The organism is Streptomyces botrytidirepellens (assembly GCF_003721215.1).
GTDB classification, from domain to species: Bacteria; Actinomycetota; Actinomycetes; order Streptomycetales; family Streptomycetaceae; genus Streptomyces; species Streptomyces himastatinicus.
The window spans coordinates 26268-40245 of the sequence record NZ_RIBZ01000182.1; the positions used below are offsets into that span (position 1 = coordinate 26268).

Annotated in this window: 12 protein-coding genes; 5 read left to right on the forward strand and 7 right to left on the reverse strand. The window is 72.4% G+C overall.

What is annotated here, in order from left to right; all coding sequences use genetic code 11:
- Positions 1-24: 24 nt before the first annotated feature.
- The 7 genes from EEJ42_RS14460 to EEJ42_RS14490 form a co-directional block, all read right to left on the reverse strand.
- Positions 25-1299, reverse strand: a complete 1275-nt coding sequence (locus EEJ42_RS14460) for an extracellular solute-binding protein (protein WP_123100359.1) — start codon at positions 1297-1299, stop codon at positions 25-27.
- Entirely contained in the window at positions 1299-2153 is an 855-nt protein-coding gene (locus EEJ42_RS14465) for a carbohydrate ABC transporter permease (protein ID WP_123100360.1), read from the reverse strand. Before EEJ42_RS14465 ends, EEJ42_RS14460 begins: the two co-directional genes overlap by 1 nt.
- Positions 2150-3100 carry a carbohydrate ABC transporter permease gene (locus EEJ42_RS14470; protein WP_123100361.1) on the reverse strand — a complete coding sequence of 317 codons (951 nt, stop codon included), beginning with the start codon at positions 3098-3100 and terminating at the stop codon, positions 2150-2152. The genes EEJ42_RS14465 and EEJ42_RS14470 overlap by 4 nt, the downstream gene beginning before the upstream one ends.
- A 40-nt stretch (positions 3101-3140) precedes the next feature.
- Positions 3141-3875: a thioesterase II family protein gene (locus tag EEJ42_RS14475; protein WP_123100362.1), complete on the reverse strand. Its 735-nt coding sequence runs from the start codon at positions 3873-3875 to the stop codon at positions 3141-3143.
- Positions 3876-3985: 110 nt separating this feature from the next.
- Entirely contained in the window at positions 3986-4960 is a 975-nt protein-coding gene (locus EEJ42_RS14480) for a chlorinating enzyme (RefSeq protein ID WP_123100363.1), read from the reverse strand.
- A gap of 16 nt (positions 4961-4976) precedes the next feature.
- Positions 4977-5240, reverse strand: a complete 264-nt coding sequence (locus EEJ42_RS14485) for a phosphopantetheine-binding protein (protein ID WP_123100364.1) — start codon at positions 5238-5240, stop codon at positions 4977-4979.
- Positions 5237-6808 carry an amino acid adenylation domain-containing protein gene (locus EEJ42_RS14490; RefSeq protein ID WP_246096720.1) on the reverse strand — a complete coding sequence of 524 codons (1572 nt, stop codon included), beginning with the start codon at positions 6806-6808 and terminating at the stop codon, positions 5237-5239. Before EEJ42_RS14490 ends, EEJ42_RS14485 begins: the two co-directional genes overlap by 4 nt.
- A gap of 393 nt (positions 6809-7201) precedes the next feature.
- Here EEJ42_RS14490 and EEJ42_RS14495 point away from each other — a divergent pair, with 393 nt between their 5' ends.
- The 5 genes from EEJ42_RS14495 to EEJ42_RS14515 form a co-directional block, all read left to right on the forward strand.
- Complete coding sequence (locus EEJ42_RS14495) at positions 7202-8197, forward strand: DMT family transporter (RefSeq protein ID WP_123100366.1); 996 nt, start codon at positions 7202-7204, stop codon at positions 8195-8197.
- Between the two features lie 367 nt (positions 8198-8564).
- Positions 8565-8867 carry a helix-turn-helix domain-containing protein gene (locus tag EEJ42_RS14500; protein WP_123100367.1) on the forward strand — a complete coding sequence of 101 codons (303 nt, stop codon included), beginning with the start codon at positions 8565-8567 and terminating at the stop codon, positions 8865-8867.
- 257 nt (positions 8868-9124) lie between these two features.
- Complete coding sequence (locus EEJ42_RS14505; RefSeq protein ID WP_123100368.1) at positions 9125-10510, forward strand: MFS transporter; 1386 nt, start codon at positions 9125-9127, stop codon at positions 10508-10510.
- Entirely contained in the window at positions 10503-12653 is a 2151-nt protein-coding gene (locus EEJ42_RS14510) for a molybdopterin oxidoreductase family protein (RefSeq protein WP_123100369.1), read from the forward strand. Before EEJ42_RS14505 ends, EEJ42_RS14510 begins: the two co-directional genes overlap by 8 nt.
- The coding region (locus tag EEJ42_RS14515) for an NAD(P)/FAD-dependent oxidoreductase (protein WP_148081943.1) at positions 12650-13978 on the forward strand (1329 nt) is incomplete at its 3' end. The genes EEJ42_RS14510 and EEJ42_RS14515, both read left to right, overlap by 4 nt.

The window sequence follows — 13978 nt, forward strand, 5'->3', positions numbered from 1 at the left end:
CTATCAACACACCTACCCCACACCCTAACGCTGGTAGCGCGCGAGCACCAGCCCTCCGTCCTTGATCAATCTTTTTCTCAGTCTTTCCATTCCGATGGCTCCGCTGTAGTACTCCTGGAGCGCGGGCGTGGCCACCTTGTCCTTCCACTCCCGGTAGCCGCGCACCGACAGGGCGGGGGCCGGGCGCAGTTGGGCGGCCAGCGCCGTGCCGGTCGCCCAGCCGTGCTCGGATGCGCGCAGGGCCGGGTCGCGCAGCGCGCCGGTGCCCGTGGGCAGCATCCAGTCGCCCAGCGCGAGCCGCGCCATGTTGCGCGGGCGCAGGAAGAAGTCGAGGAAGCGGGCCGCCTCCCGCCGGTACGGGCTGTCCTCGGCGATGGACAGGGTCTGCGGGCCGACCCCCTGGCGCTGGTCGCCGCCGGGCCCGGCGGGCGCGGGCAGCACCGTCCAGGCGAAGCCCTCGGGGGCCTGCTGGACGAGCTGCTGGCGGTACGAGAAGCCGAGCGGCACCATGGCGTACTTGCCGCCGAAGAAGCCGGGGAGGGTGTCCGAACCTCCCATGCCGAGCGTGGACTTGGCCGCCGTACGGGCGATCGCGCGCGGGACGCGCTGGTCCGCGGCGTCGAAGCGGACGGTGACCTTGCCGTCGGCGCCGCGGTGGAAGACCCGGCCGCCGGTGGAGAGGGCGAGGCCCAGGGTCGCGGCGACGGGGTCCTTGAGCGGCCAGCCGACCCCGTACGTCCCGCCCCGGGTGAGCGCCCGCGCCACGTCCTCGAACTCGGCCCAGCTCCAGGGGTCGCGCACGGTCGGGATCCGCACCCGCGCCCGCTCCAGCAGCGCCCGGTTGGCGATGATCACGCGCGGCTCCTGGAGGAACGGCACGCCGTAGACGCCGTCGCCGAAGGTGGTGGTCGCCCAGCTGTGGGCCGGGATGTCGGCCTTCAGCCGGTCCGGCAGCAGCCCGCGCAGATCGGCGAGGTAGCCGCCGTACGCGAAGTCGGCGAGGTCGTCGGCGGCGTCGTGGATGATGTCGGGCGCCTCCCCGCCCTCGAAGGAGGTGAGGAGCTGGTCGTGGACGCCGTCCCAGCTGCCCTGGATGTACTCGACCCTGATCGTGGGGTGGGCCGCGTTCCACTCCGCCACCAGCCGCTTGTTGGCCTCGACGGACTCCTTCTGCCAGGCCAGCGACTGGAAGCGGAGGGTCACGTGTCCCCCGCGTGCGCGGCGCCGCGCGGGCGCACATCCGGGCGCCAGAGCGGCGGCGGTGGCGGCGGCGCCGGTCAGCAGCGTACGGCGGCGCATCAGGACTTCACCGCCCCGGCCAGGGTCCCGCTGGTGATCCGCCGCTGGATGACGGCGAACAGGACCAGCGAGGGCAGGGTGGCGAGCAGCGAGGCGGCGGCCAGCGGGCCGAGGTCGGCGACGCCCTCCGCGCCGATGAAGTGGGTGAGGATGACCGGCATGGTCTGCTTCTGCGGGGTCTTGAGCAGCACCAGCGCGAAGAAGAACTCGTTCCACGCGGTGATGAAGGCGAAGAGGGCGGTGGCCACGAGGCCGGGCGCCAGCAGCGGCATGGTGACGGAGACGAGGACGCGCAGCCGCCCCGCCCCGTCCACGGCCGCCGCCTCCTCCAACTCCCTGGGCACGGCGCGCGCGTACCCCGCGAGCATCCACAGGGCGAACGGCAGGGACCACACCACGTACACCATGATCAGCCCGGACAGGGAGTTGATCAGGTACAGGTTCTTGAGCACCAGGAACAGCGGGATGATCACCAGGACGAAGGGGAACGCCTGGCTGACCACGACCCAGCCGGTGGCCGCCCGGGACAGCGGGGAGCGGTGGTTGCGGGCCATGACGTACGCCATCGGGGTCGCGATGACGACGGTGATGACCGCGGCGGCGACGGAGGCGGTGAGGCTGTTCGCGGCCGCCCGCAGCAGCGGCTGCTCGTCGAACGCCTGGCGGAAGTTGTCGAGGGTCGGGTCGAGAGGGATCCACCCGGGGTCCGGGCTGGCCAGCTCGCGCGGCGGCTTGAACGCCGTGGACAGCAGCCACAGCAGCGGGAACGCGAGGAAGACGAGATAGCCCAGCAGGGCGAGGTACTGCCCGGCGCGGGCGGCCCGGCGCCTGCGCACGACGGCGGCCCGGTTCATGCGTCGTCCCCCTTGAGCCGGCCGACGAGGAAGAGCGCGAGGAGTACGGAGACCACCGCGACCAGCACGCATCCCATGGCGGCCGCGTACCCGAACTGCCCGTAGCCGAAGGCCTCCTCGTACGCGAAGAGCATCGGCAGCCGGGTGCGCCCGCCGGGTCCGCCGCCGGTCAGGACGTAGACCAGCGCGAAGGAGTTGATGTTCCAGATGAGGCTGAGCGCGCTGATGGCGAGCGCCACGGGCCTGATGGCGGGCCAGGTGACGGTGCGGAAGCGGCGCCAGGCGCCCGCGCCGTCCACCGCCGCGGCCTCGTGCAGCTCGCGCGGTACGTTCGCGAGCGCGGCCAGCAGCGTGACCGTCACCTGCGGCAGCCGCGCCCAGATGCCGACGACGATCACGGCGGGCAGGGCGGTGGAGAGGCTGCCGAGCCAGTCCCGGTCGGTGCCCAGCGCGTCGTTCAGCACGCCCGCGTCGGGGTGGTAGACGAGCCGCCACATGATGCCGACGACGACCTCGGGCATCGCCCACGGCACGATCGCCAGGGCTCGCGCCAGCCAGCGGAAGCGGAGGTTCTGCACCAGCAGCAGCGCCAGCCCGAGCGCCAGCAGGAACTGCGGAACGGTCACCGCGACCGCCCACACCAGGCCGATCCGGAACGACTCCCAGAAGAGCGTGTCGCGGGCCAGGTCCTGGAAGTTGAGCAGCCCGGTCCACTGGGTCGGCTCGGCGCGGCCGGACTGGGCGTCGGTGAAGGACAGCGCGATCCCGTACAGCAGCGGGCCGACGCTGAGCAGCAGGATGGGCAGCAGCGCGGGCAGCACCAGGAACCACGCGCCGTGGCCGGTTCCGGGCCCCCGCCGCGCGGCGGGGGCGCCGCCGCCGTCCGGCCCGCGGGCCGGAGGCTTGTCGGACCGCGCCGTCGCGGTCGTGGGTGTCACGCCCGTCATCGTGCGGACGGCGCGCGGCCCCGTCAAGGAGTCCGGCCGATCAAGGGGTCCGGTCGGCCGATCCCAGCAGCGTACGGGTGATGGTCTCGGCCAAGGCGGCCGCCTGGGCGGGCTGTTCGAGGTAGAAGTGGTCGCCGGGGAGGCGGGGCGTGACGGAAGTCCGCCCGGTGGTGCTGTGCCGCCAGCTGTCCAGCTGGGCGTCGGTGAAGACGTCGTCGGTGCCGCAGCACACCACGAGATCGGCGCTCACAACGGTGGTGGCCGGGCGCTTGCGCAGGAACGAGTCGCCGAGCGAGAAGTCGGCGCGCAGCAGGGCCGCGGTGCGCTCCCGCAGCACGGGGTGCTCGCGGATCTGCGGGGAGATGGTGCCGCCGGACTTCTCGGCGATGGCGAAGATCTCCTCGTCGGTGGTGAGCAACGGCGAGCCCTCACAGGGCAGTTCGGCGCTCACCGGGCCCGCGTTGGCGGAGGCGAAGAGGGTGGAGCAGCGCGGCCCGCCGGTCTCCGCCAGCCGCGCCGCCAGGCAGAGGCCGAGGTACGCGCCGACGCTGTGACCGAAGATCGCGATCTCGTCCGGCTGCCCGGCGACCGCCCGCAGCAGGTCGTCCACGGCGTCCTCGATGGTGGTGACGGGCGCCTCGCGCCACCGCTTGCCGCGCCCGGGCAGCTCCAGCGGCAGCGGCTGGATGCCGTCCGGCAGGGCCTCGGCGAGCCGGTCGAAGACGGCGGCGGAGCCGCCCGCGTGGTGCAGCATGATCAGGGGGCGGGGCGTCATACGAACCTCCTGCGGACCGTCGCGGCGAGGCACCGCGGGAAGGGCGGAAAGGGCGGGAAGGGGCACGGCGGGGCGGCCCGGGGCCGCCCCGCCGTGGCGCCGGAACGAGGTCAGCCGGCCGCCGGGTGGCTGGGGACCTGGCGCGGCACGAACTCGTAGCCGCGCTGGCTCGTGCGGGCCATCCGGTTGTGGCCGTACTCGTCGACGCCGGAGGCGAGGACCGCGCCGTACTTCTCGAGGTTGATGCCGTCGCCGTACTCGGTCAGGTTCTCGGTGCCGGGGTAGACCTGCACCTGGGTGGGCACGTAGCGGGCGGCGAAGCCCATGCGGTAGTCGGTCTTGCTGCCGGTGTGCGGCAGCGAGGCGTGCATGGTGTTCGACCAGAAGATGACGGCCTCGCCCGGCTTGAGGACCATCGGGTACGCCTGCGACTCGTCCGGCTTCCAGTTGGGGTCCTTCTGGAGGGACCGGTAGTCGTAGCCGAAGAAGCCGCGCTTGATGCCGTCCTTCTCGCGCTGGTTGATGGCGTCCGCGTCGTAGTCCATGCCCTTGGACTCGTCGTAGTTCATCGACGTGTGGGTGCCCGGCATGAGCTGGAGGCAGCCGTTCTGCTCGGTGGAGTGGGTGAACGCGGTCCACACCGTGATGGTGCCGATGAAGGCGGGGCGGCCCTCGTCGGACGGCCAGATGATCTGCGGCTTGCCGGTCGCGTGGGCGAAGGTGGCCGCCTGGTGCCAGTCGGTGCCCTCGTCGCCCTGGTACTTGGGGAAGAACTCGCTGCGCCAGCACAGCAGGTTGGGGCCGATGAGGGAGGCCACGCGGTCGACGATCTCGGGCCGCATGATGTGCTCGGCCAGCAGGTCGATGTCGAGGTGGCGGTCGTAGTTGGAGATGTTGGCCTTGCCGTTGCTGTCCGGGTAGATGGCCAGGGAGCGGTCGAGGAGCTGGCGCCGGATGGTGTTCCAGCGGCGGGTCATCTCCTCGGGCTCGAAGACCTTGACCGGGCCGATGTAGCCGTCCCGCTCGAACCGGGCCACCTCTTCGGGGCTGAAGGTGAAGTTGGCCTTCTCGCTCACAGTGGTCATGGGGATTCTCCTTCTCCTACTTGGCGGTCCGGGCGCGGGTGACGGCGTCGGCGATGGCCTCGCCGATGCTGCGCTCGAAGAGGATCTGCATGTCCAGGTCGACGCCGAGGTCCTTCTTGACCCGTTCGCTCAGCTCCAGGGCCAGGACGGAGTGGCCGCCGAGGTCGAGGAAGTTGTCCCGGGCGGACAGGTCGGACTCCTCCAGCAGCTCACCCACCCACGCGACGGCCAGGTTGTCGGGGTGCGCGGTCTGCGCTTCGGTGATCTGTTGTCCCGTCATGAACGTGCCACCTCTTCCTCCCAGGACCGGGCGACGGCCGCCCGGTCGACTTTTCCGTTGACGGTGCGGGGCAGCCCCGGCAGCCGCAGATAGCGCGCCGGGTGCATATAGGCCGGCAACAGGGTCTTGATGTGGTCCCGCAGCTCCCGTGCGGTGGTCGGCGCGCTCCCCTCACGGGCCACGTAGGCGCAGACCAGCCGGAGGTCGCCGGGTTTGAACTCGCGCACCGTGACGACCGCGTCGACGACGTCGTCGTGGCGGCGCACGGCGGTCTCGATGTCGCTCAGCTCGATGCGGTAGCCGCGCAGTTTGACCTGGAGGTCGGCGCGGCCCTCGTACGCGAACCGGCCGTCCGGCAGCTCGCTGACCAGGTCCCCGGAGCGGTAGTAGCGGACGGACTCGCCGGTCCGGCCGTCGGTCACCACCGGGAACTTCTCCGCGGTCAGCTCCGGTCGGCTCAGATAGCCCTCGGCCAACTGGGCTCCGGCCAGCCACAGTTCACCGGTCTCGCCCAGGGCCACGTCCCGGCCGTCGTCGCCGACGACCCGGGTGCGGAACGACGGCAGCGCGCGCCCGATGACCGAGGCGTCCTGCGTCAGATACGCCTCGCCGATCTCCTCGAAGGTGGTGAACACCGTGGTCTCGGTGATCCCGTAGCCGTTGACCAGCCGCGGCCGGTCCAGCCCGAACGCCTTGGCCCAGGGCCGCAGCATGGGCGCGGTGAGCTTCTCGCCGCCGAAGATGACGTAGCGCAGCCCCGAGACGTCCCGGCCGCCGCGCACCGCCGCCTCGGTCAGCGCGAGGAAGGCGGTGGGCGTCTGGTTGATGACGGTGACGCCCCGGTCGATGATGACCGACAGATACTGCTCGGGCGTACGCGCCGCCCAGTGCGGCAGCACCACCAGCTCGGCGCCGGTGGAGAACGACCCCCAGATCTCCCACACCGAGAAGTCGAACGACAGCGAGTGGAACAGCAGCCAGCGGTCGTCCGCGGAGAAGTCGAACACCGAGGGCGCGCCGGTGAGCAGGGCCAGCACATTGGCGTGGCGCACCGGCACGCCCTTCGGATTGCCGGTGGTTCCGGAGGTGTAGATGACGTACGCCGTGTCGTCGGCGCCCGGGCGCACCGCGTCCCCGGCGTCCGTCACGGGCTCCGGCCGCGCGTCCCGGGCTTCCGCGACGGCCGGGGTGCGGACCACCCTGGTGACCGCGCACCCCTCGTAGGGCTCTCCGATCAGCGCGCTCGCACCGCTGTCGGCGAGGATGAAGTCGCTCCGGGAGACCGGGTTGCGCAGGTCCACCGGGACGTACGCGGCACCGCACTTGAGGATGGCCAGGATCGCGACGATCGCCTCGGCCCCCGGCGTCATGCGCAGAGCCACCCGGTCCCCGGGCCGCACCCCCTCGGCGAGCAGGGTCCGGGCCACCGCGTCCGACCAGGCGTCGAGCCGCCGGTAGGTGACGCGGTCGTCCTCGGCGGACAGCGCCGTCCGCTCCGGTGCCGTCGCGGCGACGTCCCGGAAGAGGCTCACGAGATCGGAATTCCGCGCGATGGGGTCCGATGTCATGGATTGCAGCAGCATTTCGGGAAACCCTTCTTGCGGCCGTCGGAAATGACAGAAGACATTGCGCAGCGCACCGCGTGGGGCCGTGCCCGCCACGAGTGTTCGCGATGACCCGGCATCTGACCGGGACGCGATTCACTATCACCGCGGGGTCGTGAGCGCCTCAATTGAACCTTCGTACAGGCGGGTTCCGGTGCCGTCGGCGAGGCGGGGCGCACGGGTCCTTCACCGGCCCGTTACGCTGTGGCCCGACCACCGCAGATGACGGGACGTCACCTGCATGGGCCCGCCCCTGCGCGCACCGGGGCGCTCGGCCACTTCAGCATCACCCGCACCAGCGGCAACGCATCAGCGGCAACCGCACCGGCACCAAGCACCAGGCAAAGGGGGAAGCGCATGTCGCAGAAGCAGCAAAGGCCCGGAGGGGGCACCAACCCCTATCTCTTACTGACGACCACGATGGTCTTATGGGGCAGTGGCTTCAGCAGTTCCAAGGTGGTCGTCGACCATCTGCCGCACTCCGTGGCGGCCCTGCTCCGCTTCGGCGGCGGGGCGGTGGTCCTGCTCATCGCGCTGCGCTTCGTGCCCTCCCAGCACGCCACGTCCGGGCGCGACGTGGGGCGGGCGGCCGGGGCGGGGGTGCTCGGCGTCTTCCTGTACAACCTGCTGTTCTTCTGGGGGCTTTCGCTGGCCCCCGCGATGGACAGCACCACGATCATCCCCGTCATGAGCCCCGTGCTGACGACCGGATTCCTGCTGGTCACCCGCAAGGAACGGGCGTCGGCCGGGCGGGTCGCGGGGCTGGCGCTGGGGCTGACCGGAGCGGTGATCTTCCTGATCGGCGCGCGGACCGACGCGGGCGCGGGCGGCGACCGGTTCCTCGGCGATGTGCTGTTCCTGCTGAGCGCGGCATGCTGGGCGGCGTTCACCCTGCTCGGCCCCCGGGTGCTCGCCGGGATCGAACCGCTCCGGGCGACGGCGTACGCGATGAGCTGCGGCGCCATCCTGCTGGGCCTCTACAGCGTGCCCTCAGCGATGGACACGGACTGGGGCGCGGTGCCCGCCACCACCTGGATCAACGCGGTGTTCGTGGCGATCGGGCCGACGGCCGTGGCGAACCTCTTCTACTACCGGGGCGTCGGGGCGGTGGGCCCGGCCTCCGCCTCGATCATGATGTTCATGGTGCCCGCGGTCGGCACCCTGTGTTCCTACCTCTTCCTGGGCGAGACCTTCGGCGCGGTCCAGGCCATCGGTGCGGTCGTCCTGCTGGCCGGCGCGGTGCTGGCGGTCACCCAGGGCCGGGTGCGGCCGAAGGCCGGGGAAGCGGACGAGGCGGTGGCCACGGCGGGCGCGGAGGACCGCGAACGCGGCTCCGCCGAGCGGCGCGGCTGAGCGACGCGGCCGAGCGACGCGGCTGAGCGACGCCGCTGAGCGACGCCGCTGAGCGACGCCGCTGACCGGCTGACTTGACCGGAAATCGAGAGAATCTAGCATGATCGCTCGTCCGCGCCTCGATCGATAATGCGCCATTGCGGACCGCCGGTGATGCCGTCTCAGAGAGCAAGACGATTCCGCATCGCCCGTCACCACAGACCCGCAGGTGGACGGCGGCATCCGGCGGCCTGCCCGAACGGGAAGTGAAGCTCGTCACACAGCTCTGCCATCGGCGTCTTCCGTATACTGCCCGGGCCCATAAGGCTGACATGAATTCACCTATTACCCGGACCCCGCGACCCGCGATTTCGGGAGAGGGAGATACATGGCCACACAGGGAAGCCTGATCGGTTTAGCCAACAGGAAAGTTGCACTGGCCCCCAGCTCTCGCCGGACCTGGCAGGAAGAGCTGGACCGGGTGCCCTCGCTTTCGGTTCGCGAATTCGATGTGTTCCGCCTGCTCGGTGACGGGGAGTCCAATCGGTCCATAGCGGCGCGGCTTGCCGTGACCGAACGCACGGTCAAAGCACATGTGGCGCAGATCCTGACAAAGCTACATGTGGAGTCCCGGCTGCAAGCGGGACTGGTCTCGTATGCCTGGATTGAATCACTGCGCACGACCATGTGACGGGTACGCACCCCCAAAGATCCGGCCGGCCTCTGCTGCCCTGCGTGAGGCCGGCCCGTCCGTGTGTACCAAGGTTCAATTGAGCCCGCTTTCGGCCTCCCGGCACCCTGGATATGCCTCTGGAGCTTCCACATCCCGTGGAGGAATCCGGCATCAGCATTCTCGTGCCACACCAAGCACCACCTTCAACACCATCACCATCACCACCACTGATGACTGTGACCGTGTTTCAGATGCGATGGAGGCCGAGGCAACTCATGGGCAAGGCTCGGGCCGATTCCGGCCGCTGGATACATCACTGGAACCCCGAGGACCGGGAGTTCTGGAAACGCGAGGGCAGCCGCGTCGCACGGCGCAATCTGGTGCTGTCCGTCGCGACCGAACACCTCGGCTTCTCGGTGTGGAGCCTGTGGTCGGTCCTGGTCCTCTTCATGTCCCCCGCGACCGGATTCACCTTTGCCGCCGGGGAGAAGTTCCTGCTGGTCGTCGTCCCCACGCTGGCCGGGGCGGCGCTCCGGCTGCCCTACCGCTACGCCGTGACCCGCTTCGGCGGCCGCGACTGGACGGTGTTCGCCACCGCCTCCCTGCTGCTCCCCATCGCGCTCGCGGTCTGGGTGATCCAGCGGCCGGACGCCCCGCTGTGGGTGTTCCTGCTCGCCGGGGCGACGGCCGGGCTCGGCGGCGGCAACTTCGCCTCGTCGATGACCAACATCAGCGGCATCTTCCCCCGCCGCCACCAGGGCCGGGCGCTGGGCCTCAACGCGGGCGGCGGCAATCTGGGCGTGGCCGTGGTGCAGCTGCTCGGGCTACTGGTGGCGGCCACCGCGGGGCTCGGCCACCCCCAGTACCTGGCCGCCGGATATCTGCCACTGGCCGCCCTGCTGGCGGTGCTCGCCGCCCGGCGGATGGACAACTTCACCGCCGTACGGGCCCGTCCCGGGGCGCTGCGCGAGGCCCTGGGCAGCCGCCACACCTGGTGGATGTCGCTGCTGTACGTCGGCACCTTCGGCTCGTTCATCGGCTACGGCTTCGCGTTCGGCCTGGTCCTCCAGTACGAGTTCGGCGCCGGCGCGCTGGAGGCCGTCTCGTACACCTTCCTCGGCCCGCTGCTCGGCTCGCTGTTCCGGCCGCTCGGCGGGTGGCTTGCCGACCGGTGGGGCGGCGCGCGGGTGACCCTCGTGGACCTCGCCGCCATGGCCGCCGGGACCGGGGTGCTGCTGCTGGCCTCGGCACGCCACTCGTTCGATCTGTTCGTGGCCGCCTTCTGCGTGCTCTTCGTGCTGTCGGGGATCGGCAACGGCTCGGCGTACACCATGATTCCGGCGGTCTTCGCGCAGGACGCGGAGAAGGCCGTCACCCGGGGCGAGGACGCCACCCGCGCCTTCGCCCGGGCCCGCGAGCTGTCCGGCGCGGTCATCGGCGTGACGGGTGCGATCGGCACGCTCGGCGGCGTCGCCGTGAACCTGGCCTTCCGCGCCTGCTACGACGGTCCCGGCGGCACCGGTGACGCCGCGTTCACCGCCTTCCTCGGCTACTACGCGGTCTGCGCGGTGGTGACCTGGGCGGTCTATCTGCGCGGCGCGCCCGACGGCGGGCCCGGAACCGGCAGTTCCGCCCGTCGTCCGGAGGTCTCCCATGTCTGAATCCCGCTCCCCCGCGCCCCCTGCCAGACCCGCGGGCCCCGGCGCGCCGTCCGGCGCCGCCGCTACGTCGGCCGTGGCGACCCACTGCCCGTACTGCGCCCTCCAGTGCGGCACTTGGCTGGGCCGCGAGGACGGCACGGTGGTCGTGCGGCCCTCCGACTTCCCCGTCAACCGGGGCGGGCTGTGCCAGAAGGGGTGGACCGCCCCCGCCCTCCTCGACACTCCGGTGCGGCTCCACAACCCGCTGATCCGCGACCCCCGCGGGACGCTGGAAACGGCGGGCTGGCACCAGGCGCTGGACACCGTCGCGGACCGGCTGCGCCGGATCCGGGACGCCCACGGCCCGGACGCGGTGGCGGTGTTCGGCGGTGGCGGGCTGACCAACGAAAAGGCGTATCTGCTGGGCAAGTTCGCCCGGGTGGCGCTGGGCACCAGCCGCATCGACTACAACGGCCGGTTCTGCATGTCCTCCGCGGCGGCCGCCGGGAACGCCGCCTTCGGCGTCGACCGCGGGCTGCCGTTCCCGGTGGGCGACCTCGACGACGCCGAGGTGATCCTGCTGGCCGGGGCGAACCCGGCCGAGACCATGCCGCCCCTGATGCGCCACCTGGCGGGCGCGGAGCTCATCGTCATCGATCCGCGCCGCACCCGGACCGCGGAGACCGCCGCCCTCCACCTCCAGCCGCAGCCCGGCACCGATCTGGCGCTCGCCCTCGGGCTGCTCCATCTCGCCGTCACCGAGGGCCGGATGGACGAGGGCTATCTGCACCGGCGCACCGTCGGCTTCGACTCCGCGTGGCAGCGGGCTGTGGCCTGGTGGCCGGAGCGCGTCGAACGGGTCACCGGGGTGCCGGTGGCCGCCCAGCGCGAGGCGGTGCGGATGCTCGGCGAGGCCCGGCGGCGTTATGTCCTCACCGGGCGCGGCGCCGAACAGCACAGCAAGGGCACCGACACCGTGGCGGCCTTCATCAACCTGGCGCTCGCCCTGGGGCTCCCCGGCCGGGCGGGCAGCGGCTACGGCTGCCTCACCGGACAGGGCAACGGGCAGGGCGGCCGGGAGCTGGGCCAGAAGGCCGACCAGCTGCCCGGTTACCGGTCGATCGCCGACCCCGGTGCGCGCGCCCACGTGGCCGCCGTCTGGGGCGTGGCGCCACAGGAGCTGCCCGGCCCCGGGCCGAGCGCCTACGAACTGCTGGACTCCCTCGGCCAACCCGGCGGACCGCGCGCGCTGCTGGTGTTCGGCTCCAACCCGGTCGTGTCCGCACCGCGCGCCGCGCGGATCACCGAGCGGCTGGCCGCGCTGGACCTGCTGGTGGTGGCCGACTTCATGCCCTCCGAGACGGCGCTGCTGGCCGATGTGGTGCTGCCGGTGACGCAGTGGGCCGAGGAAGAGGGCACCATGACCAATCTGGAGGGCCGGGTGCTGCGCCGCCGCAGGCTCTCCGGGCCGCCGCCGGGCGTACGGAGCGACCTGGACGTGCTGCGCGGGCTGGCGATCCGGCTGGGTCAGCCGCCGGAACGTTTCCCCGCCGCACCGCACCAGGTGTTCGAGGAGCTGCGCCGCACCACCCGGGGCGGCCGGGCCGACTACTCCGGCATCAGCTACGAACGGCTCGACGCCGGAGAAGCGCTGCACTGGCCCTGCCCCGCCGCCCCGCCCGGGCAGCCGCCGCATCCGGGCACGCCCCGGCTGTTCCTCGACCGCTTCGCCCACCCCGACGGCCGGGCCCGGTTCCGCGCGGTGGACCACCGGGACGCCGCCGAACTCCCCGACGGCCGCTTCCCCCTGTACGCCACGACCGGCCGGGCGCTGGCGCACTACCAGTCCGGCGCCCAGACCCGCGAGGTGCCCGAACTGCTGGCGGCCGAGCCCGAGTCGTATCTCGAAGTGCACCCGGACACCGCCGAACGGGCCGGGCTCGCCGAGGGCGAGCTGGCGCGGATCAGCTCGGCCCGCGGCACGGCCGTGGCCCGGGTGCGGCTGGTGCCGACCCTGCGCGCCGACACCGTCTTCCTGCCGTTCCACTTCACCGCGGACGGCCGGGCCAACCTCATCACCAGTACCGCCCTCGATCCGGAGAGCCACATGCCCGAGTTCAAGGTCTGCGCGGTCCGCATCGAACCCTGGACGGCCACGGCATGAGCGCCGTCGTCGTCGTGGGCAACGGCATCGCCGCCCACCGCCTCGTGGACCGGCTGCACCACCACGGCCACCAGGGCACCGTCACCGTCCTGGGGGCGGAGCCGGTGGCCGCGTACAACCGGGTGCTGCTCCCCTCGGTGCTGGACGGCACGCTCCCGGCCCGCGCCCTCGCCCTGCCCGCCCCGCCCGACGGCACCGTGGTGCGGCTGGGCACCCGGGTCACCGGCATCGACCGGGAACGCCGCCTGGTGCACGCGTCGGACGGCACCAGCCACCCCTACGACCACCTGGTGCTCGCGACCGGCGCCCGGCCCCGGATACCCGCAGTCCCCGGCCTGCTGACGGACGCCGGCCGGCTCGCCGACGGCGTCACCCCGCTGCGTACCCTCGCCGATTCCCGGCGCGTCACCGGCGGTCAGGTGACGGTGGTCGGCGCCGGGGTGCTCGGGGTCGAGACGGCGCTCGCGCTGCGGCGCGGCGGCACCCGCGTCACCCTGGTGCATCCGCGCCCGTACCCCATGAACCGCCAGCTCGACGCCGCGGCAGGGGCGCTGCTCGCCCGCGGACTGCGCGACCGCGGCATACGGCTGGAGCTGTCCCGGCAGGCGGTCGCGTACGCCCCCGGCTCCCTCACCCTCGACCGCGGCCAGGCCATCGGCACCGACACCGTGATGGTGTGCGCCGGCGTCCGGCCGGACACCCGACTGGCCCGCGCCGCCGGACTCGCCGTCCGCACCGGCGTGGTGGTCGACGCCGCCCTGACCACCGACGATCCGCACGTCCACGCCATCGGCGACTGCGCCGAAGAAGGCGGCACGGTCCCCGGGCTCGCCACCACCGCCTGGCACCACGCGGACCGGCTCGCGGCGATCCTCTGCGGCGACCGCACCCGGCCCGCCACCTGCGCGCCCGTGACCCGGCTGAAGGCGCCCGGGCTGGACATCGCGGCGTACGGCCCGCCGGGACCGGCCGACGAGGTCGAGGAGACGGTGACGCTCCAGGACCCCGCCCGCGGCGGCTACGCCCGGCTGGAACTGCGCGACCAGCGGCTCCTCGGCGCCGTCCTGGTCGGCTACCCGCAGGCCATCGCCGCCCTCGGCACCCTGGGCGACCAGGGGCTGCCGGTGCCCTCGGACCGGCTGGCGTTCCTGCTCGGCATCCCCGCCGGGCGCGGCGGACCGGTGGAACTGCCGGACGACGCGGTCGTCTGCCACTGCAACAACGTCACCAAGCGCACCCTGGCCGACAGCTGGCGCGGCGGAGCCCGCGACGCGGCCGCGCTCGCCGCGGCCACCCGCGCCACCACCGGCTGCGGCTCGTGCGCG